The following is a 20,684-nucleotide window of genomic DNA, read 5'->3' as shown; positions in this document are numbered from 1 at the left end:
CGCCGAGATGACGTGGATCCTCCGGACTTTCCAAGGTTGAGTGGAATAGACTCAACTTTGAGGATGTTGAACTCGTCAAGAGCAATTCCTGTTCTTGGAACAGGTGCGAAGCACACTTGTGAAGGAGATGCGCATGGACGCACAGATGACAACCAAATCACGCGAGACGCTGCAGTCCGCGATCAACGATGTCGTGGCCCGGAAGAACAACCAGGTCGAGCCCGCACACCTCGTCGCGGCACTGCTCGACCAGCCGGATTCGCTCGCATCGAACCTGGTGACCAAGGTCGGCGCCGACCCTCGCACCGTGTTGAACTCGGTGCGGACGACCATCGACGCCTTCCCCACCGTCAGCGGAGCGACCGTATCCCAGCCGGGACTGTCCCGGGCCGGTCTCGAGATGATGAATCTTGCGCAGGAGGAGATGACGAGCCTCGGCGATCAGTTCGTCTCGACGGAGCACTTGCTGCTCGCGGCCGCGGCCGGGCAGGACGGAGCGGGCGAAGCCCTGCGCCACAACGGCGCCGGTCGTGATGCGCTGCTGGCGGCATTGCCCGAATTGCGCGGAGGCAAGAAGGTCACTTCGGAGAACCCCGAGGACACGATGCAGTCGCTGGAGAAGTACGGCCTCGACCTCACCGCCACCGCCCGTGAGGCCGAACTCGATCCCGTCATCGGCCGCGACAAGGAGATCCGACGGGTCATTCAGGTCCTCTCTCGGAGGACGAAGAACAACCCCGTCCTCATCGGCGATCCCGGCGTCGGCAAGACCGCAGTCGTCGAAGGTCTGGCCCAGCGGATCGTGGCCGGAGACGTGCCCGAATCCCTGCGCGACAAGACCCTGATCAGCCTCGACCTGTCCGCGATGGTCGCCGGCGCGAAGTACCGGGGCGAATTCGAGGAGCGGTTCAAGGCCGTTCTCGAAGAGATCAAGAACGCCGACGGTCAGATCATCACGTTCATCGATGAGCTGCACACCGTCGTCGGCGCCGGTGCCACCGGGGACTCGGCGATGGATGCGGGCAACATGCTCAAACCGATGCTCGCCCGCGGTGAACTCCGCCTCGTCGGTGCCACCACACTCGACGAGTACCGCGAGAACATCGAGAAGGATCCCGCGCTCGAACGCCGGTTCCAGCAGGTCTACGTCGGTGAGCCCAGTGTCGAGGACACGGTTGCGATCCTCCGCGGACTCAAGGAACGCTACGAGGCCCACCACAAGGTCTCGATCAACGACGGTGCCCTCATCGCCGCCGCCACCATGTCCAACCAATACATCACCGGCCGCCAGCTGCCGGACAAGGCCATCGACCTCGTCGACGAGGCCGCGTCCCGCCTGCGCATGGAGATCGACTCGGCTCCCGTCGAGATCGACGAGCTCCGTCGCGCCGTGGATCGACTGAAGATGGAGGACATGGCGCTGTCCAGGGAAACGGACACGGCCTCGATCGAGCGCCTCGGCGCCCTGCGTGCCGATCTCGCCGACCGGGAGGAGGAGCTGCACGGACTCGAGGCCACCTGGGAATCCCAGCGGGCCGGACTCAACCGGGTCGGCGAGCTCAAGACGAAGCTCGACGAGCTGCGGTCCCAGGCGGACAGGGCTCAGCGCGACACGGACCTTGAGACGGCGTCCCGTCTGCTCTACGGGGAGATCCCTGCCGTGCAGAAGGAGATCGACCTCGCCGAGGCGGAGGAGGCGAGTGCCGAAACCGAAACCGATCCGATGGTCAGCGACCGGGTCTCGAGCAACGACATCGCCGAGGTGGTCTCGTCCTGGACCGGCATCCCGGCAGGTCGTCTGCTCCAAGGTGAGGTCGAGAAGCTGCTGGGCGCCGAGGGTGTCCTCGGCGAGCGTCTCATCGGTCAGAAGAACGCGGTGGGTGCGGTCTCGGATGCGATCCGACGCTCACGCGCCGGCATCGCCGATCCGGATCGGCCGACGGGTTCGTTCCTGTTCCTCGGTCCCACGGGTGTGGGCAAGACGGAACTGGCGAAGTCCCTCGCGGACTTCCTCTTCGACGACGAGAAGGCCCTGATCCGCATCGACATGAGCGAGTACGGGGAGAAGCACACCGTGTCCCGGCTCGTGGGTGCCCCTCCGGGCTATGTCGGCTATGACGAGGGCGGTCAGCTCACCGAGGCGGTGCGCCGTCGACCGTACTCCGTCGTCCTCCTCGACGAGGTGGAGAAGGCACACCCGAGTGTCTTCGACATCCTGCTCCAGGTCCTCGACGACGGTCGCCTCACCGACGGTCAGGGTCGCACGGTCGACTTCCGGAACACGATCCTCATCCTCACCTCGAACCTGGGTTCGCAGTTCCTCGTCGACAAGTCGCTGAGCGTCCAGGAGCAGAAGGATGCGGTGCTCGGCGTCGTGAATTCGACGTTCAAGCCGGAGTTCCTCAACCGCCTCGACGACATCGTGCTCTTCGACGCCCTGAGCACCGCTGAACTGTCCTCCATCGTCGACCTGCAGATCCAGCGCCTGGCAGCACGCCTCAGCGATCGTCGGATCACGCTCGAGGTCACCGATGCCGCCGAGGACTGGCTCGCACTCGAAGGCTACGATCCGGCATTCGGCGCCAGACCGCTGCGCAGGCTCGTCCAGCGTGAGATCGGCGACAAGCTGGCCCGTGCACTGTTGGCCGGCGACGTGGCCGACGGCGAGGACGTCGTCATCGGCCTGCCCGAGGACCCGGAAGCCAGCGGCCTGGAGCTGCGCCCGAAGCGGTGAGGGGCGTCGGCTGAGGGGTGATCAGCTTAGGGAACAGTACACGGGTTGCAACCTGTGTACTGTTCCCTAACCTGAGTCGCCTGCGCCACTGCCTGAGCTGAGTCGCCTGCGCCACGCGACGCAGGTTCAGCGCGAGGCCTTCGCCCTCTCCACGCCTTCGGAGGTCGAGGTCCACCAGCGGCTCACGAGTCGGTTGACCTTCTCGAAGCTGCGGTCGCGGATGAAGATGGCGTCGACGGCGATCATCGTCAGCGAGAACCACGGCAGCCCCATGAGCAGCGCGATTCCCAGATGGAACGACAGGATGCCCAGCAGCCCCACGATCCGCGTGTACCGATTGAAGAGCATGAACGGGAATGCACACTGGAACAGGATCGATCCCCAAGAGACGGCCACGACCATCGGCCCCCACGCGGTCAGCAGGTCTGAGAGCACCGGCCAGGTTCCGAACTGCGCGGTGTGCAGGGGGTTGTAGACGGCGAAGCCGTGCTGCCAGGCGCTGCCGCCGGCCTTGTACAAACCGCCCGACATGTAGATCGCACAGACCTGGAATGCGAGCACCACGATCGCGAGGTTATTGGCCATGATGAAGATCCACCGGAGACTTCCGCCGTCGGTGGCGGGGAAGTCCGGGTTCTTCCTCCGTCGGCGGGCGTCCAACGACCAGCGGCGTGTGGTGTCGGCGAACAGCAGCGCGATCATGAAGATGCGATAGGCGTTGTCACCCTGATCACCGGCGCCGTCGTTGAGCTCGATGAAGCTCACCCACGCCACGAGGTAGAACGGCAGGACGATGCGGGTGCGCCAGCCCAGGATGATGAGGACTGCGAGGACGGCCAGTCCGAGGATCATAGCGGTGAACAGCGGCGGGTTGGTCACCGCCCGGTGGAAGAGGGAGAACAGCCAGATGTTGGGGAAGTCGCTCTGAGGTTCGGCGATCTCACCGTTCCAGGCGCTGCCCACACCGAAGGCGTAGTGCCTGGCACTGAAGTTCGTCAGCAGCAGCCCGAGCCCGGTCAGACCGATGAGGATGCGGGTCACCGCAAGGCCGTAGGTGGCGTGATAGCGACCGGTGAGCATCTCCTCGAGCCAGTTCCAGCCTCGTGAGATGCTCGCCAGCACTCGAGAGGCGACGGGGATCTGCTTACCGGGTTCGGCACCCGAGCGGTCCGGCTCCGTATGCTCCGCAGAGCGGTCCGACTCCGAGTGCTCGGCAGCCGCATCCGTGGTCGGACCGGTTTCGGACGTCATATTCTGCGCGGACTCCGTCTTCTCACTGCTCATCTGCGCACCTCACTTTGTCCGAGGCACAGAAGTATTCGGCGAACTCTTCGTCGGACTGGTGCGGTTCGGTCACGAGTGCCCTCCATCCGACGGGGACCGGTTGGATGTTCGGCCGTTCGGCACCGGCATCGTTGCGCTGTGCGAACGGCACCACGTTCTGGCGGGCTGCCTGGTATTGGACGCGTTGGACGTCCTCACCCCAGATCGCCTTGGCCACCTGAGTCGCATAGGCCGTGGCCAGGTGTTCGCTGTCCAGGTAGTCGTCCACGGTGCCATCGGGATCGTCGTACTCCTCCAGTTTGTTCGTGAGTCGGTCGACCGAGTCGTCGCCCTTGAAGTAGTCGAGCTTGACGATCGCCTTCTGATCGTTGGGCAGGTCCTCCCATGACCCCTTGATGTCGGAGGCGACTCCGACGCCCAGTCCGGCAGACCGGGGTGGGAAGAGCTTGTAGGACGAATGGCCGAGCTCGACGTCGGTTGCTCGCACCCAGTCGGTGACCTCTTCGCCACCGTCGGCGGTCTTCACGACCGCTCGCACGTCGAAGTAGTAGTCGCCGTTGATCGGCTCTGGAGCGAACACGCTCCACGACTGTCCCCACAGCGGAATCATGTACTCGGAGAGCAGGTTGCCCGGAAACACCTGCCGCATCGTCGATGACGGTGCGATCCACAAGAAGCTTGCGAACAGGTGCAGCGCTGTGATCAGCATGGCCACGACCATCAGCGTGCGTTTGACGACCGGGCGTCGGGCGGCGGTCGTCTCAGTCTTGTCTGCGTCCATCTCAGTCCTGGAATCGGATATGCCACCTTGCGAAATCCGCCTTGACCAGAAGTGGACTGCTCAGGATCTCCCCAGTGACTAGGGTGCTTTCATACAGACTCTAGGGTACTTCAGTGAATCCGTAACTTCAGCCCGGGGCATCGCCCGTGTTGTGCGAACCCACTCTGCCGGAACGCCCGCAGGTGAAGCCGGCACAGCAGCTCAGCGCCCACTCCTCAGCCAGTCCTTGACGGCGTCGGTGCCCTCGCCCAGCGTCGGCGGCGCAAGGTCGTAGCTGGCCGGGGTCTCGGACAGGCGGATCGGGTTGGCCACGGTCGGGACGATACGATCCCCGACTCCTGCCTCGGCGACGGGCTCGAGACCCAGCGAGGTCGCCAGGTCCACGCCCTGGGCGATCGAGTTGATCGGAGCGCACGGCAGACCGGCCGCGGAGAGGATGTCGAACCATTCCTGGTTCGTCTTCTCACTCAGGGCGGCGATGAGTTCGGGTTCGAGTTCGGCCCGGTTCTCGTTGCGATCGGAGAAGTTCGCGAATCGTTCGTCCTCGGCCCACTCGGGATGGCCCAGCACCGCCGCCAGGGACCGGAACTGGCTGTCGTTGCCGACGGCGACGATGATCTGCCCCTCGGCCGTGGGCATCGGCTGGTAGGGGTACAGGCTCGGATGGGCGTTGCCCATGGCCTGTGGGACGACGCCGCCGGCCACATACGCCGAGGTCTGGTTCGCCAGTCCCGACAGCGCCGAGGACAGGAGGTTCGTCTCCACCAGCTGCCCCTGACCGGTGTCCTTGCGGTGGGCCAGTGCCGCGAGGATTCCCACTGTGGTGTGCAGCCCGGTGAATACGTCGACGACCGCGACGCCGGCCTTGACCGGGCCGGATTCCTGAGAGCCGGTCACGCTCATGAAACCCGAGAGTCCCTGGATGAGCAGGTCGTATCCCGGCTGCGGGTTGTCGCGGCCGAATCCCGTCACCGAGGCGTAGATGATGCCCGGATTCTCAATCTTGACGGTGTCGTAGTCGAGGCCGTACTTCGCCAGTCCACCGGCCTTGAAGTTCTCCACCAGAACGTCGGCCCGTCCGGCCAGCTCCTGTGCGAGGCCCAGGTCCTCATCGTCCTTGAAGTCGAAGACCACGGAATGCTTGTTCCGGTTCGCGGTGAGGAAATACGTCGCATCGTCCCCTCGCCGAGGCGGCGCCCAGTGCCGTGTGTCGTCACCGGTCCTGCCCTCGACCTTGATCACCGTGGCGCCGAGGTCGGCAAGCATCATCGTCGCGTACGGTCCCGCGAGCACGCGGGAGAAATCGGCGACGACCACTCCCGCCAACGGCCCGGTCCCACTCCGACCGAACAGTTCCTGCAGATCCTGCTGTTCCACTTGCCGCCTCCCTTGGCACGATCGAGGCCCGTTCTCCGGGCTTCCGGGCTCCGGGCTGCCTGCCCCTCCGGATTCCCGGCCCAGCTATTACCCTGCCCAACTATACGGACTCAACCGGTACGCTCGGCCGGCCCTCTCGACCCACCTCCTCGCCACAGCGGCAGGTACGGATTCCGTTGCCCGTCGCACGGAGATCCTCGTTAGACTCGGAGCAATCCGACCGCCTCTCGAAGGGATGAACGATGACGTTCCACATGCCCGCGGAAACTGCCGCCCACGATCGCATCTGGATGGCATTCCCCTCCTCCGGCTACGCCCTGGGCGACACCGAAGCCGAGGCCGAGGCAGCCCGTCGCACGTGGGCCGCGGTGGCACGCGCCACCAGCGAGTTCACCCCGGTGACTGTGGTGGTGTCGACGGAACAGACGGACCATGCCCGCCGCCACCTCGGCGAGGGGATCCGGCATCCGATCTCGGTGATCAATGCAGAACTCGACGATGCGTGGATGCGCGACATCGGGCCGAGCTTCGTCGTCGACGACAAGGGCGCCCTGCACGCGGTGGACTGGGTGTTCAACGGCTGGGGCGCGCAGGCATGGGCGAAATGGGATCACGATCAGCACATCGGGCGCTTCGTCGCGAACGAAGCCGGCGTGCCGATCATCGACTCCCAGCTGCGCAACGAAGGCGGAGGGATCCACGTCGACGGGCAGGGAACGGTGCTGGCCACACGCAGCGTGCAGCTGGACCCCGGCCGCAACCCGGAGCTGACCGAGGCCGATGTCGAGGCGGAGTTCGCAGCCACGATCGGGGCGAAGAAGGTCATCTGGCTCGATCATGGCCTCTACCGCGACAATCAGACCTTCGGCACCCGCGGCCACGTCGACATCGTCGCGGCCATGCCCGCACCGGGGGTCGTCCTCATCCACGATCAGCGCAATCCCGAGCATCCGGACTTCGAATTCAGCCAGCGGCTCAAGACCCGGTTCACCGCTGAGACGACGGCGGACGGGTTGCCCTTCGAGGTCGTGGCGATCCCCGCCCCCGAGGTGCTGCAAGACGGCGAGGACTGGGTCGACTACTCCTATGTCAATCACCTCGTCACCAACGACGGGGTCATCGCCTGCACCTTCGACGATCCGATGGACGCCGAGGCGGTGGCCGTGCTCGAGAAGGTGTACCCGGGGCGCAAGGTCGTCGGCGTCGACGCCCGTGAGCTCTATGCCCGCGGCGGCGGCATCCACTGCATCACCCAACAGCAGCCCACGGTGAGCTGACCGAGCGACTCTGGCCCCGCCTCGGCGCTTGCGCAGTGTTTTTTCGACGATTCCGCCCAGGACATTCTTTCCCTCGGGAACCGTGGGCAGTATAAAGTGGTGAACCACGGCACAATGCCGATGCGGATGATCGACGGCCATCGTCGGTCGGTGCACCCACACGTGTCGAATGCAGTCACGTCGAATGCAGTCACGGCAAGCTGAGAAGGAGAGCAGGAAGATGAAGAAGCGTTTGATTCTCCTGGCTGGTCTGGGAGTCGGTTACGTACTCGGATCACGCACCGGACGTCAGAGCTACGAGAAGCTCAAGGCACAGGCACAGGACCTCTGGACCGACCCGCGTGTGCAGGACACGGTGGAGAAGGCGAACCAGTCGATTCGCGACAAGTCACCGGCAGTCGCCGATGCCGTCCAGACTGCAGCCGACAAGGTCAACGCCGCCACCGGAACCGGTGCGGCCGGAACCGGTGCCGCAGGTGCGGGCGCAGCCGGCGCGAATGCGGCAGGCAACAAAGCCACCGATGCTCCAGAGGTCGAAGACGATGTCATCGCCGACCCCGAGCGCGACATCGACGACGAAGGCCCGGCCGGACTCTCCCAAGACACCTGAACCGCCCGGTCGCCCGAGTCACCTGGTCAACTGAGTCACCGAGCCACCGGGTCGCCCGAGTCGCTCAGGCATGTCGCCTTTGACCGGCCTGCGGTCGCATGCATCGAACCGTACGCTCCCGCACACTGATCCAGTGTGCGGGAGCATTGTCTGTGCGGGAGGACTGCCTGTGCAGAGCGTTGTCTGTGCGGGAGCGCTGCCGTCGGCACCCCTAGAGCAGTGAGCTCGTGAGCCGGGCGACGTTCTCCACGTACTTGTTCAGCAGGGACCGATCGTTCCACCGTTCGGCGTCGAGCTCGACGGAATTCGGTGTGTACCTCTCCGCTTCGAGGTCGTACATCCGCTGCGTGAATTCCTGGTCGACGATGAACATGGTGACCTCCATATTCATCGCGAAGGACCGTTCGTCCATATTCGAGGATCCGATGATCGAGACCTCGTCATCGATCATGAGGAACTTCGAATGCAGCACGGTCGGGGCGTGGTACAGAAAGATCCGGACCCCGGCTCGCACCAGGTCGGCGTAATAGGACTGCTGGGCTCGCTGCGTGATCCAATGGTCGCTGGTCTCTCCCACATACAGGCGAACATCGACGCCGGAGCGTGCCTCGGTCGTGAGGGCGTGCATGAGCGACTCATCGGGCACGAAGTACGGTGAGCAGACGACGACGCTGCGGTTCGCGTTGTAGATCAGGTGGTTGAACAGGCGCAGATTGTTCTCGTCCTCGAACCCCGGACCCGAGGGCACCACCTGCGCCTGGATCCCTCCGTTCTGCGGTGCGGGCAGATCGCCCTGCGCGGGTTCGTCGAAGAACTCTCCGGTCTCCGAGTACCAATCAGTGACGAACACGGCGTCGAGCTCATCGACGACCGGACCGGTGCACTTCAGCGACAGATCCATCCATTGGAAGCCCTTCCGCCGGTTGCGTCGCTTGTTGTAGGACCGGTCGATGATGTTCTGCGACCCGGTGAACGCGACGTCACCATCGACGATGAGGATCTTCCGATGGTTGCGCAGGTCGGGCCGCTGGTACTCGCCCTTCCACGGTCGGATCGGCAGGGCCCTGCGCCATTCCACACCGGAGGCGTCGAGCCGCTTGACCAGCTCCGAGTACCCGGGATAGCCCAAAGACCCGAGATGATCGATGAGGATCCGCACATGCACCCCGCGCTCGTGTGCGCTCAGCAGCGATTCGAAGAGCCGCCTCGTCGTGTCATCGATGGCGACGATGTAGAACTCGAAGTGGACGAACGTCGTCGCCGCGTCGACATGGTCGGCCATCGCGTCCATGCAGGCATGATTGTCCGTCTGCAGCTCGAAGGAGTTGCCGTGCGTCATCGGCAGTGCGCCCAGATCGAAGTTCAGATGCGCGGCCGTGCTCAGCGGTTCGGGCATGTGGGCGGAGTCGCCGATGATCGCCTGATCGTTCGTCTGGCCACGAAAGATGTCGTTGACGAGCATCTGCTTGTCCCGCCGACTCTTGGGCAGCTTCGAGGAGCCGAGCAGCAGGAACGCGAGGATCCCGACATAGGGGATGAGGAAGATCGCGAGCAGCCACCCGAGAGCGACCGATGGCCTGCGGTTGTGCGGAATCCAGCCCAGAGCGACGATGCGGATGATCAGGTCGACGGCCAGGAGCGTGAAGATCAGCCAATTGGGCCACGCCTGGTCGATCGTGAAGAAGGGGTAGATCTCCAGTCCGCTCACTTCCATGCTCTTTCGGTCTGCGGGCCTCCGTGCGCCCGATGCCGTGTGCCGAGCCACAACGTGTGCCGAGCCACAAGACGCATCGTGCAAGAGGCCTTGGGCAGTTCACCGTCGTTCTCCTCTGAGCACCCATCGTATCCCGCCGCATGAATCCTCTGGTGGTCGCCCCGACCGTCGCCTCTGCCCCGATTCCGGGCCCGCGTCCCCAGCTCCGATGACGACAGCGGGCCACCCCGCCTCCGGCTGGCTGGGCGGTGCGAGTCATAATGGGAGGCAGCGCCCGGACACAGAAGGGGCCCAGAGACAGAAGCGAAGGTGCTGACAGTGATTCGAGATATCTCACCCGAGGGGTCCGACCGTTCGGACCTCGCCGACTCCTCCAGCCGCGGTCCCGATGTGCCCGATGCGGCGGCCGTGCCGGTCAAGCCCGCCGTCAGCGTGCTCATGATCCGCGACGGCGGCACCGGTCTCGAGGTCTTCGTCCAGCATCGGGTGTCGACGATGGACTTCGCCGCCGGCGTCGTCGTCTTCCCCGGCGGTCGCGTCGATCCCGTCGACGAGCAGACCGCGTCGTCCCTCCACGTCCCCGACCCGCATCTCCATCGGCAGGCGTGGAAGGACTCCACCATCGCCGAGGTGGCCGATGGTTGGCGCGTCCTGCTCGCCACCGCTGTGCGTGAGGTCGAGGAGGAGACGGGCGCAGTCCTCGATCCCGCCGGGCTCAAGCCCTGGGCGAACTGGGTGACCCCGGTGGGCCGACCGAAGCGCTTCGACACCTATTTCTACGTGCTCTCGGTCGGCGAGCTGGCCTCGGCCCACCACCAGACCACGGAAGCTCACACGAGCGAGTGGATGTCGGTGAGCGAGATCCTGACCGCCGAGACCGAGGAGCGGCTCAAGCTCATGCGACCGACGCTGACGCTGCTGCGTGAGCTCGCCGCGTTCCGGACCGTCGCCGAGGTGATCGGGTTCGACCGGATCATCGACCCGGTCCGCCCGGAATTTCCAGGCCAACACGGCTGATCGGGGCCCACCGTCGGCCTGAGGCGATCTCAGCCCTTCGACCGTGCGGCCATGGTCGCCAGGCGCTCTTCGACGACCTGGCGCTGTTCGGGTGTTCCGATGAGTGAGGCCAGGGCCTCCTGCTCCGCGTCGAGCCCCGTGGCCAAGCCGGCCTCGTAGGACAGATCCACGAGCTTCTTGGCCCAGGCGAGTGCCGAGCGTGACTTCCCGGCGATCTCGGTCGCGAGTTCGAGCGCCCGCTCGACAGGCTCCTCGGCGATCTCTTCGACCAGCCCGATCCGCAGCGCTTCCCGGGCATCGACGGCCGCGCCCGTGGCGATGAGCTTCTTCGCTGTTCCGGGCCCGACCAGTCGCGGCAGAAGCTGGGTGCCGCACATATCGGGGATGATGCCCCATTTGATCTCCATCAGCGAGAGCTTGGCATCGGGTCCGGCGATGCGGATGTCGGTGCCCAGAGCGATCTGCATTCCCCCGCCGAGGGCCGGCCCGCGGACACCGGCGATGACCGGCACCTCGATCAGCGACCACACGTGCACGGCCTTCTGCGCCAAAGCCCGGGCAGCGCCGAGGCGCTCACCGTCGTCGACGTCGTCGACAGCGTCGTCGGCCGATGATGGGGCCTTCGCGTCCACCTCGGCGGTCGACGTCGACCCGGTCCCCGCCTCGGCGGTGGTGGGAGTGCCCTGACCGGCGAGCCTCGACATCTCGGTGAAGTCCAATCCGGCGCTGAAGGCCCGTCCGCGGCCGGAGAGCACGACCGCTCTCACCTCGTGCGAGCCCTTGAGCGCGAGCCCGACTTCGACGAGGTCCTCGAACACCTCTCGGGTGAGGGAGTTGAGCTTCTCGGCGCGATCGATCTCCACATGGGCGACGCCCTGGTCGATCGAATAGGTGAGACTCGCGTGTGCGGCGTGGGGCATGGGAGGGCCTCCGGTTCCAAAGCTGAACAGTTGATCAGTTGCGTTTCCTGAAGCCTATCGGAGCTCCGGTCAGGGTCAAGATCAGCACCGCGGCCAACGAGGTCATGCACATGACGACCACGCCCGACCAGGCGAAATCGGTGAACAGGACCGCCGACAGCCAGGCGCCGAGGCTCGTGCCCAGGTAGTAGACGGTGAGGTAGATGGCCGCCGAGCGGGTCGAGTCGACACCGGTTCGTTTGGCGCTGGCGGCCGCGGATGCCCCCGTGTGGCCGAGGAAGAATCCGCCGGTGAGCAGCGACATGCCGATGATGATCCAGGTCAGGGAGTCGATGAGGGTGAGTCCGGCCCCGGCGAGCGCCGTGACCATTCCGATCAGCGTCAGCGAAGTGCGCGAGAGCTTCGTCGCCAGCCGCCCGTAGTACGTGGTCACGACGGTGCCGACGAGGTAGATGAGGAAGAACAGGGCGACCGCGCCTTCGCTCAGTCGCCAGGGATCCTGCTGCAGCCGGGTGCCGAGCATCGTGAAGGAGCCGCCGAATACGATCATGCACAGGAATCCGGTGAGGTAGATCCGCCACAGTCCCGATCGCAGCGGGATCATCGCCCTCCGAGGTGGCTGCACAGGTTCAGCATTCGCCGGGTCCCGGTGCTTGGCCGCAACCTGCTGTGTCGCCGGTGCTTCGTCGGTCGGTGTCACTGAGTCCCGCGCGGCCACGGACTTCGAAGTGGTGAACAGGTCGTGCCTGAGCAGCCAGACGACGATGAGTCCGCAGACGAGCGAGATGACGGCGGTGAAGGCCAGGCCGCCGTGCCAGCCGAGGATCTCTGCCGCCAGACCGGTGAGGAGCCGGGAGGAGAGCCCGCCGATCGTGTTGCCGGCGATGTAGACGCCGATCGCTCCGGGCAGCGCGCCAGGCGGCAGTCGCAGCGAGAGGTAGGCCATCGCGGTGGCCGGGACCGAGGCGATCGTCACACCCTGGAGGAACCTCACGGCGATGAGCAGCTCGGGGCTCGGCATGAACGGCATGATGAGCGCGAGGAGAGCAGCGAGCACCACTCCGCCGGCGATCTGTCGGGCGTGTCCGATGCGCGGGGCGAGCGCGGAGAAGGGGATGAGGAAGACGGCCATGGCCACGTTCGTGGCGGAGACGGTCAGACTCGCGGTGGGAGTGTCGATGCCGTAGGCCTCACGGATGGCGGGGAGGAGGCCCTGCGTCTCGTAGAGCACGAGGAAGACCGAGACTCCCGCCAGGAACACCGCGATCACGGTTCGCCGAGTACTCGTCGCGCTCGGCTCGCCGGTACTCATGGGTCCACGCTATGCCGACATTGGGGAAAACCCCAATGCGCAGACGTTGATGACTTTCCTAGGCTGTACTCAGGTCCCCACCTGATACCCACCCACAGCTCTCCGCGACTGATCACTCGGATCACCGGAGGCAGCCCGAAGGAGATCACCACGATGTCCGTGTCCTCCCTGTCCCCCGACACCTCGTCCTTCGACCTGCCGCCCATCCCGTCCCTGCCGACGGAGACCGCGGACTCGGCCGGCTCCTCGGCCGGCTCCTCGGAGGGGGCCCGAAATCGCTCGTTCTTCGTCACCTGGATCCTGTCACTGGCTCTGGGATTTCTCGGCGCCGACCGCTTCTACACCGGGCGCTACGCCACCGGCGCGCTCAAACTCGTGACCCTCGGCGGTCTGGGCCTGTGGTGGATCGTCGACCTCGTCATCGTCATGGCCGGCGGCCTGCGCAGCGACCGGCGCCGACTGCGCGGTTACGACGCGTGGAAGGAGGTCGCCTGGATCGCCACGGGCTTCCTCCTCATCGTCGGCTATTCACTGCAGCTCGACGAGCTGGTCTCGGCACTGCTGACACAGCTGTTGTGAAATTTAGTCCACCCTTTCCTGAAATCCCCGCATTCTCGGTTTAGGCTCGCATCAAGCACAGACCGAGGAAGCTCAAGGAAAGGTCAGGTCCCCATGGTTGGTCAGCTCGGAGGAGATTCGACAGGAAAGCGGGTGGCCCAGGCCGCCGCAGCCGTCTCAGCGCTCGGGCTCGGCGCCCTCGCCGCCTGGGACGTGACTCAGAAGAAGCATTCGATTCTGCGCAACTATCCGGTCGCCGGCCACGCACGGTATCTGCTCGAGTCGATTCGTCCCGAGATCCAGCAGTACTTCATCGAACGGAACTGGGACGGCCGTCCGTTCAACCGCAACACTCGCGCGACGATCTACGAACGTGCCAAGGGCAAGCACTCCGAACGCGCCTTCGGCACTGAGCGCGATGTCAATCGCACGGGCTACGAAGCCCTCATGCACTCCACGGTTCCGATCACGAATTCGCCGACTCCCCCGCGGGTCCGTGTCGGCGGTGCGGAATGCACGCAGCCCTACGACATCTCCCTGCTCAACGTATCGGCCATGAGCTTCGGTTCGCTCAGTGACAACGCGGTGCGCTCGCTCAACAAGGGTGCCGCCATGGGCGGCTTCGCCCAGGACACCGGTGAAGGCTCGATCTCGCCCTACCATCGTGAATCCGGCGGCGACCTGATCTGGGAGCTGGGCACAGGATACTTCGGTGCCAGAACCCCCGAGGGTGAATTCGATCCGGAGGTCTTCGCGAAGAAGGCACAGGACCCGCAGGTCAAGATGGTCTCGCTCAAGCTCTCTCAGGGTGCCAAGCCCGGCATCGGCGGCGTCCTGCCCGGGCCGAAGGTCACCGAGGAGATCGCAGAGATCCGCGGCATCCCCGTCGGCAAGACCTGCGTCAGTCCCCCGAACCACCGTGTGTTTTCGACGCCGGTCGAGCTCCTCCACTTCATCGAGCAGATGCGCGAGCTCTCCGGCGGCAAGCCTGCCGGTTTCAAGCTCTGCGTCGGTTCCCGCACCGAATTCCTCTCCATCTGCAAGGCGATGGTCGAAACGGGAATCACCCCCGACTTCATCATCGTCGACGGCTCCGAGGGCGGCACCGGCGCTGCGCCGCTCGAATTCGAGAACCATGTCGGCCTCCCGCTGACCCAGGGCCTGATGATCGTGCACAATGCACTCACGGGCGCGGGCCTGCGCGATCGCATCAGGGTCGGCGCGGCAGGGAAGATCGCTGCCGGCTCCGACATCGTCAAGCGGCTCATCCAGGGTGCCGACTTCACGCTGGCGGCTCGCGCGATGATGATGGCCGTCGGCTGCATTCAGGCTCAGGTCTGCCACACAGGCAAATGCCCGGTCGGCGTGGCCACGCAGGATCCTCGCCGGGCTCGCGCCGTCGACGTCCCCGACAAGTCGGCCCGAGTGAAGAACTACCATGACGGCACCGTCGCCGAGGCGGTGCGTCTGATGGCGTCGATGGGCGTGACGAATCCGGATGAGTTGGAACCGACGATGCTGCGCCGCAACGTCTCGGAGTCTGAATCGTGGTCCTACGCCCGACTCTACGACTGGCTCGAACCCGGCGAGCTGCTCGCCGGCGCCCCGGACGACTGGGCCGCGGACTGGGAGACGGCGCAGGCCGATTCTTTCGCCATCCCGCAGGGCCACAGCCGCTGAGGCGGTTCCGGCTCCACGGTCTCGGCCCCTGGGCCAATTCCGGCCACTGCCCCAGCAGCAGAGGCGCCCCGGCCGAGCGGTACGCCCGGGCCAGGCGCCGATACGCACGCAGCACCAGTCCCGACAGGAGACAGCCATGGCAAACCTCGTTCTGCTCCATTCCGCACTGGGCAAGACACCCGGCATCGATGCGATAGCAGATCGCTACACCGCTGCTGGGCATACGGTGTTCGCCCTCGACTTCTACGAAGGGCAGACATTCACGACCGCCGAGACCGGGGTCGGCCACTCGCAGGAGGTCGGATTCTCACAACTCGTCGACCGCGTGAGCGCGGCCTGCGCCGACCTGCCGGATGAGATCGTGTTCGCCGGTCTGTCGCTGGGTGCCGGCATCGCCCAGCAGATGGGGAAGAACGATCCGCGTGCACGCGGTGCGCTCCTCCTCCATGGCGGTGGCTTCCCCAAACCGACGCGGTGGCAGGAGAATGTTCCCGTCCAGATCCACTTCTCCGTCGACGACGTCTGGCGTGACGCCGGCGCCCCGGAGACCCTGATCGAGTCGGCCGCACGCGCAGGGGCTCAGGCAGAGTATTTCCTCTACCCGGGCGCGACCCATCTGTTCAGCGACCAGCTGGTCGACGACTACCGGGAGGACAGCGCCGAACTGCTCTTCGACCGCACCCTGGCGTTCCTCGAACGAGTCTGAAACTCCCCTCACGCCCAGGGCGCCGAGGGCGCCCAGGGCGCCGAGGGCGCCGAGGGCGCCGAGGGCGCCCCCACCGCCGAGAGCGGATCGCACCGCCGGGGGCGGACTCCCTGAAGTCGCCCTCCGCAGCCGCGGTCCGCTCTCGGCGGTTTGTTGATCGCGGATCGTTTGGGACCTGACGACGTTTTAGATATATTTTCTGCTTGTTTCATTGTGTTTGACACTTATTGATGTCATTATCGTTAAATGGTTCAGGTTTACATGAAGCAGGACCTGCTCAGGTTCGGCTTGACCGATAGCGACATCCACCAAGCTCAACAATGTTGCCTGCAGAAGGTACGGCGTGGGCACTACGCCGTGGCCCACCCTTGCAGCTCACCCGAACATGCGATCCTGCACTCCGCCGACGCCGCCGAGCCGATCACCTATTCCCAGACCTTCGGCGACATCCGAGATCAGATCGAGAACCTCAAGCCGCTCATCCGCTCGAGACTGCACGAACTCCGTACCGGCGACGTCTACTCCCACATCTCTGCCGCCTTGATCCACGGCGTTCAGCCACCGTTCCCAGCGACTGATCAGGCCGAGATCATCCGCACCGGCTACCACGAGAATTTTCCAACGTTGCGTATCTATGACCGCACTGTTCCCCCGAAAGACAGGACGATCGTCGGCGACTTCGCCGTCACCGATCTGTCTCGCACACTTTCCGACATCGCCCACGACTACCCGCTGGAGATATCGGTTCCGATGATCTCCGAAGCCCGCCGACGCGGGCGCATCGACACGTTTGAGCTTCTCGACCAGGTGGGCGACCGTCGCCGAGGCTGCAGAAATGCGCGGCGGGCCATCGACCTCTCGAGTCCGCTTCACGAATCGCAGGGCGAGTCGCTCTGTGCAGTGAAGTTTCACCGGTTCTCGATCGGCGGGATGCTCCCACAGGTGACGGTGCACGATCGCACCGGAAAATTTCTCGGCCGATGCGATTTCAAGCACGAGTCGCTTCCCCTGATCGTCGAATTCCACGGCTTGGGAAAGTACTACCTCAATGAGAATGGGCCGGATCGAGCAAGCAAGGACAACCACGCTCGACACATGCGATTGACCAACGCCGGATTCACGGTGTTCAACGTGGTTTGGGCAGACCTGTTTCGCAACGACATGTTCGTCACCATCAAGAACCACATTGGCGGAAGACGACCGCGCCGTCGAGCGCAGACTCCCTGAAGTCGCCGCCCAGCGGGAAGGTCGCCTCTCGGGGTGAGGAGATCGCCGCCCGGCGGGGAGGTCGCTCCTCGGGCCTCCGGCGCGGCACTCGCGCCGTCAGTCCATCACCAGACCGTTGTCGACGACGAGGTTCTGGCCCGTCACTGCGCGTGAGGCCGGTGATGCGAAGAACACCACCGCCGAGGCGAATTCCTCCGGTGTGGCCACATGCCCCAACGGGGTCTGCGCAGCGATCTGGTCGAAGACCTCCTCGGGGGTCGCCGAGGAGGCGTCGGTGGTGCGCAGCAGGCCGCCGGAGACCATGTTCACCCTCACCCCGGAGGGCCCGAGGTCCTTTGCGAAGGTCCTCGTCAGCGACAGCAGAGCCGACTTCGCCGCGGTGTAGTCGTGATACGGCACGACCGGGTTCTGCACCAGGTTGGACCCGATGTTGATGACCCGACCGGATCCGATCTCGCGGAACCCGCTCATCGCGGCCTGGACCGTATTGAGCGCGGCACCGACGGAGCCCCGGAACTGATCCGTGAAGTCGGAGAAGTCGATCTCGTCTGCCGGCTGCCGCTCCTCGCCGTTGAAGGAGAAATCCACGAGGGCGCTGTTGACCACCGTCGACACGGGGGCACCGAATTCGGCGTGGGCGGCCGCGAACATTGCGTCGACGGCTCGTGAGTCGGTGACATCGGCTTCGATCGCAACCGCGCGCCCTCCACGAGCACGGACCGCCTCGGCGAGCTCTTCGGCGGATTCCGCGGAATAGCGGTAGTTGATGACGAGCGCGGCTTCCTCGTGGGCGAAGGCCTTCGCGATGGATGATCCCACGCCGCGTCCGGCCCCGGTCACGAGGACGATCTGCTGGTCAAGGGGCATGGCCGCCGTTGTGAATGCCTGGGCGTTGCTCATCGCGATTCTCCTTCGAATGCTGGGCGGACCTCACTGCACGGGAGGTCGCGGAAGGTCGTGTTCTCACCCTACAGTCGAGACACCTCCCCCTGTGCGGGACACCTCCCTTGTGCGAGACACCTCACCCATAGGGATGCCTCCCTTGTGCGAGACACCTCACCCATAGGGACACCTCCCCCTATGCGGGACACCTCCCTTGTGCGGGCAACGGCAACGTGTACCGGCAGCGGCAAGGGGACTCGCCCAACCGGCCTGTGACGGTCCGCAAACGTGATTACCGCCTCAAACCTCTTAGACTGAGCACACGACCACCGTTGTCCATTCCCAGGAAGTCCACTTATGAGCGAGATCGGCGCCAGCATCTCAATCGGAGTCCTCGCAGCCCTCGTCGTCCTCATCATCTATCTCATCGCTTCTCGGATCGGCAGATGGCAGCCGGCACCGCAGCCTCGAGCACAGAGCGGACCGGCACCCGGGCAGAATGGCTATGGCCACAACGGGTACGGCTACCCCCAGCAGGGATACGGCCAGCACGGCTACGGCGGGGCCGAACAGCCGGGAGCGGGCTATTACGAGCAGCCCACGCGCGCCTATGAGCAGCCGACTCGGGCTCACGGCCGGCCCGAACGCGTCTACGGCATGAGCGAGGACGAGACCCGGGTGATGTCGGCAGCCGGGTCCGATGCCGATCAGCGGGCCACGAAGGCAGAGTTGCGGAACAACATCGGCCAGTCGGGGCAGATGATCGAGGCGAATCGGCGCGCGGCCACGTCTTCGAACGGTGACACGCTGGCGGTATTCACCTATATCTTCGGGGCCGTCCTCATCGCCGTCGTCGCGTTCGTGTTCTTCAACAACCTCCTCCTCCCGGCGACTGTCGGCGCCCTCGCGGGTGCGATCATCTGCGTGGCACTGGCCTCGACGTACACGTTGAAGTCCCTGGACTTCTGGCCGGACAATTCGACGATCTCGATCATCAACCTCCTCGTCGCTCTGGCCGCCGCACTCACCATGTTCATCGGCGCGGAACGCACCGAACGCGACGGCTACAGTCTGGGCCACATCACGAGCTCCTTCGATGCGCTGCCCTTCAGCGAGGGATTCACAGGCTTCGCCACCGCCATCGCCGATCGTGTCGTCGACTTCTTCCGCGAATTCGGCTTCATGGGCTTCGTCTTCTTCCTCTTCATGGCGATCGGCTGCATCATCGTCTTCACCCTCGCGGCGAAGTCGCTCATCGACGTCATGGACTGGCGCATCTTCGTCCAGTTCGGGCGCTTCATCACCGACCGCCCTATGTCCCATTCGCGGGCCGTTCGGTTCCAATCCTCGAAGGTCTCGCATACGGTGACTTCGATCATTCTGGCCGCAATCGCGGTCCTGTGCGCGACCGGAATGCTCTACGACGGATTCACCTGGTTCACACGCTGAGGAACATCTCAGCCTCAGGGATATAAGATAGTCTCCGGACTTCCCCGGCGTGCCGCGCCTCACGGCGCGCCGCATCGGCCTCAGCAGACGACGACGAACGACCCGCAAAGGGATGAGAACCTCAATTGGCGAATGGCAACGCAACTTTCCGGCACTCGAACGTGGCGCTTCTCGGCCTGACCGAGACCGTCGCCCCGCACGAAGTGACCTCACAAGAATTCGACGAGCGTCTCGCCGATACCCTGTCCACCCTGAACCTGCCGACCGGGCTCCTGCAGCGCGTCGCCGGTGTCGACGCACGCCGCAACTGGGACAACCCGAGCCATTTCGCCGACGGGGCGATCACCGCAGGCAAGAAGGTCCTCGCCGAGTCGGGTGTCTCTCCCGACTCGATCGGCCTGATGATCAACACCTCGGTCACCCGTGAGCATCTCGAACCCTCGGTGGCCGTCGGTGTTCACGCAGGCATCGGACTGGGGCCGCAGGCGATGAACTTCGACATCGCCAACGCCTGCCTGGGGTTCGTCAACGGCATGACCCTGGCCGCGAACATGATCGACGCCGGCCAGATCGAGTACGCTCTCATCGTCGCCGGCGAGGACGCCTCCCGAGTCCAAGAGGCCACACTGCGCCGACTGACCCGCCCGGGCATCAGCCGCGAGGAGTACCTCAACGAATTCGCCTCCCTGACGCTGGGATCCGGCGCCTCCGCCGCCGTCCTGGGCCCGGCCGACAAGCATCCGGCCGGTCACCGCGTCCTCGGCGGCATCACCCGCGCCGCAACCCAGCACCACGAATTGTGCGTCGGTGATCACAACGGCATGTTCACCGACACCAAGGGCCTGCTCGCCGGTGGCATGGAACTCGTCGTCGCAGCGTGGGAGGAGGCCCACGAGGACGGGTGGAACTGGCGCGAGATGGATCGCTATGTCATGCACCAGGTCTCCGACGTGCACGTGAATTCGATCACGAAGGCCGCGAACCTCGATCCCGATCGGATTCCGGTCACCTACCCTGAGCTGGGCAATGTGGGACCGGCTTCCCTGCCGATCACGCTCGCCCGCGAGGCGTCGAGCCTCAACCCCGGCGACCGCATCCTGTGCATGGGAGTCGGGTCGGGACTCAACACCGCAATGACCGAAATCGAGTGGTAGAG

General features: G+C 65.1%; 17 protein-coding genes. 10 read left to right on the top strand and 7 right to left on the bottom strand.

Translation table 11 applies throughout. The annotated features are described in order from the left end of the window. Positions 1-133: 133 nt before the first annotated feature. Positions 134-2,734 carry an ATP-dependent chaperone ClpB gene (gene clpB, locus BKA07_RS04630; RefSeq protein WP_167949860.1) on the top strand — a complete coding sequence of 867 codons (2,601 nt, stop codon included), beginning with the start codon at positions 134-136 and terminating at the stop codon, positions 2,732-2,734. Positions 2,735-2,860: 126 nt separating this feature from the next. On the opposite strand, the gene BKA07_RS04625 is transcribed toward clpB, so the two are convergent. From BKA07_RS04625 to BKA07_RS04615, 3 genes are all read right to left on the bottom strand, one after another. Then, the gene (locus BKA07_RS04625; protein WP_245161839.1) at positions 2,861-4,018 is read right to left on the bottom strand and encodes an HTTM domain-containing protein; all 1,158 of its coding nucleotides are present in this window, start codon (positions 4,016-4,018) and stop codon (positions 2,861-2,863) included. Continuing rightward, positions 4,008-4,799 (bottom strand): DUF5819 family protein, encoded by a 792-nt coding sequence (locus tag BKA07_RS04620; protein ID WP_167949859.1) that lies wholly within the window; start codon positions 4,797-4,799, stop codon positions 4,008-4,010. Before BKA07_RS04620 ends, BKA07_RS04625 begins: the two co-directional genes overlap by 11 nt. A 201-nt stretch (positions 4,800-5,000) precedes the next feature. Then, positions 5,001-6,176 carry a CoA transferase gene (locus tag BKA07_RS04615; protein ID WP_167949858.1) on the bottom strand — a complete coding sequence of 392 codons (1,176 nt, stop codon included), beginning with the start codon at positions 6,174-6,176 and terminating at the stop codon, positions 5,001-5,003. Positions 6,177-6,430: 254 nt separating this feature from the next. On the opposite strand from BKA07_RS04615, the gene BKA07_RS04610 reads away from it, so the two are divergent. After that, positions 6,431-7,453, top strand: coding sequence for an agmatine deiminase family protein (locus BKA07_RS04610; protein ID WP_245161838.1), 1,023 nt, complete (start codon positions 6,431-6,433; stop codon positions 7,451-7,453). A 220-nt stretch (positions 7,454-7,673) separates the two neighbouring features. Next, positions 7,674-8,063, top strand: coding sequence for a YtxH domain-containing protein (locus BKA07_RS04605; RefSeq protein ID WP_167949856.1), 390 nt, complete (start codon positions 7,674-7,676; stop codon positions 8,061-8,063). 211 nt (positions 8,064-8,274) lie between these two features. Here BKA07_RS04605 and cls read toward each other — a convergent pair whose 3' ends face one another. Then, a complete protein-coding gene (cls, locus tag BKA07_RS04600) occupies positions 8,275-9,777 on the bottom strand; it encodes a cardiolipin synthase (RefSeq protein ID WP_167949855.1) in 1,503 nt (500 codons plus the stop codon). A 318-nt stretch (positions 9,778-10,095) separates the two neighbouring features. Here cls and BKA07_RS04595 point away from each other — a divergent pair, with 318 nt between their 5' ends. Further along, a complete protein-coding gene (locus BKA07_RS04595; RefSeq protein ID WP_167949854.1) occupies positions 10,096-10,794 on the top strand; it encodes an NUDIX domain-containing protein in 699 nt (232 codons plus the stop codon). A 29-nt stretch (positions 10,795-10,823) separates the two neighbouring features. Here BKA07_RS04595 and BKA07_RS04590 read toward each other — a convergent pair whose 3' ends face one another. Together BKA07_RS04590 and BKA07_RS04585 are read right to left on the bottom strand one after the other, a co-directional pair. Further along, entirely contained in the window at positions 10,824-11,714 is an 891-nt protein-coding gene (locus tag BKA07_RS04590; protein ID WP_167949853.1) for an enoyl-CoA hydratase-related protein, read from the bottom strand. A 34-nt stretch (positions 11,715-11,748) separates the two neighbouring features. Beyond that, positions 11,749-13,026, bottom strand: coding sequence for an MFS transporter (locus BKA07_RS04585; protein WP_167949852.1), 1,278 nt, complete (start codon positions 13,024-13,026; stop codon positions 11,749-11,751). Positions 13,027-13,179: 153 nt separating this feature from the next. Between BKA07_RS04585 and BKA07_RS04580 the strand changes: the two genes are divergently transcribed. The 4 genes from BKA07_RS04580 (at position 13,180) to BKA07_RS04565 (ending at position 17,197) form a co-directional block, all read left to right on the top strand. Continuing rightward, a complete protein-coding gene (locus BKA07_RS04580; RefSeq protein WP_167949851.1) occupies positions 13,180-13,605 on the top strand; it encodes a TM2 domain-containing protein in 426 nt (141 codons plus the stop codon). Between the two features lie 93 nt (positions 13,606-13,698). Further along, on the top strand, positions 13,699-15,264 hold the full coding sequence (locus BKA07_RS04575) for an FMN-binding glutamate synthase family protein (RefSeq protein WP_167949850.1): 1,566 nt from the start codon (positions 13,699-13,701) through the stop codon (positions 15,262-15,264). 136 nt (positions 15,265-15,400) lie between these two features. After that, positions 15,401-15,970, top strand: coding sequence for a dienelactone hydrolase family protein (locus tag BKA07_RS04570; RefSeq protein ID WP_167949849.1), 570 nt, complete (start codon positions 15,401-15,403; stop codon positions 15,968-15,970). Positions 15,971-16,231: 261 nt separating this feature from the next. Further along, a complete protein-coding gene (locus BKA07_RS04565) occupies positions 16,232-17,197 on the top strand; it encodes a hypothetical protein (RefSeq protein ID WP_245161837.1) in 966 nt (321 codons plus the stop codon). 96 nt (positions 17,198-17,293) lie between these two features. On the opposite strand, the gene BKA07_RS04560 is transcribed toward BKA07_RS04565, so the two are convergent. Next, a complete protein-coding gene (locus BKA07_RS04560) occupies positions 17,294-18,097 on the bottom strand; it encodes a 3-oxoacyl-ACP reductase (protein WP_209043863.1) in 804 nt (267 codons plus the stop codon). 339 nt (positions 18,098-18,436) lie between these two features. On the opposite strand from BKA07_RS04560, the gene BKA07_RS04555 reads away from it, so the two are divergent. Then, positions 18,437-19,528: a hypothetical protein gene (locus BKA07_RS04555; RefSeq protein WP_167949848.1), complete on the top strand. Its 1,092-nt coding sequence runs from the start codon at positions 18,437-18,439 to the stop codon at positions 19,526-19,528. 125 nt (positions 19,529-19,653) lie between these two features. Next, the gene (locus BKA07_RS04550) at positions 19,654-20,682 is read left to right on the top strand and encodes a 3-oxoacyl-ACP synthase III (RefSeq protein ID WP_167949847.1); all 1,029 of its coding nucleotides are present in this window, start codon (positions 19,654-19,656) and stop codon (positions 20,680-20,682) included. The last annotated feature ends 2 nt before the right edge of the window (positions 20,683-20,684 follow it).

It is taken from the genome of Brevibacterium marinum (assembly GCF_011927955.1).
Taxonomy (GTDB): domain Bacteria; phylum Actinomycetota; class Actinomycetes; order Actinomycetales; family Brevibacteriaceae; genus Brevibacterium; species Brevibacterium marinum.
This window is presented reverse-complemented; position numbering and strand designations above follow the sequence as displayed.

Bases quoted from the DNA above. Each gene is read 5' to 3' on its own strand.
- BKA07_RS04555 (WP_167949848.1), top strand. From the start codon at position 18,437: ATGAGCGAGATCGGCGCCAGCATCTCAATCGGAGTCCTCGCAGCCCTC.
- BKA07_RS04580 (WP_167949851.1), top strand. From the start codon at position 13,180: ATGTCCGTGTCCTCCCTGTCCCCCGACACCTCGTCCTTCGACCTGCCG.
- clpB (WP_167949860.1), top strand. From the start codon at position 134: ATGGACGCACAGATGACAACCAAATCACGCGAGACGCTGCAGTCCGCG.
- BKA07_RS04570 (WP_167949849.1), top strand. From the start codon at position 15,401: ATGGCAAACCTCGTTCTGCTCCATTCCGCACTGGGCAAGACACCCGGC.
- cls (WP_167949855.1), bottom strand. From the start codon at position 9,777: ATGGAAGTGAGCGGACTGGAGATCTACCCCTTCTTCACGATCGACCAG.
- BKA07_RS04565 (WP_245161837.1), top strand. From the start codon at position 16,232: ATGAAGCAGGACCTGCTCAGGTTCGGCTTGACCGATAGCGACATCCAC.
- BKA07_RS04560 (WP_209043863.1), bottom strand. From the start codon at position 18,097: ATGAGCAACGCCCAGGCATTCACAACGGCGGCCATGCCCCTTGACCAG.
- BKA07_RS04610 (WP_245161838.1), top strand. From the start codon at position 6,431: ATGCCCGCGGAAACTGCCGCCCACGATCGCATCTGGATGGCATTCCCC.
- BKA07_RS04620 (WP_167949859.1), bottom strand. From the start codon at position 4,799: ATGGACGCAGACAAGACTGAGACGACCGCCGCCCGACGCCCGGTCGTC.
- BKA07_RS04625 (WP_245161839.1), bottom strand. From the start codon at position 4,018: ATGAGCAGTGAGAAGACGGAGTCCGCGCAGAATATGACGTCCGAAACC.
- BKA07_RS04605 (WP_167949856.1), top strand. From the start codon at position 7,674: ATGAAGAAGCGTTTGATTCTCCTGGCTGGTCTGGGAGTCGGTTACGTA.
- BKA07_RS04590 (WP_167949853.1), bottom strand. From the start codon at position 11,714: ATGCCCCACGCCGCACACGCGAGTCTCACCTATTCGATCGACCAGGGC.
- BKA07_RS04585 (WP_167949852.1), bottom strand. From the start codon at position 13,026: ATGAGTACCGGCGAGCCGAGCGCGACGAGTACTCGGCGAACCGTGATC.
- BKA07_RS04575 (WP_167949850.1), top strand. From the start codon at position 13,699: ATGGTTGGTCAGCTCGGAGGAGATTCGACAGGAAAGCGGGTGGCCCAG.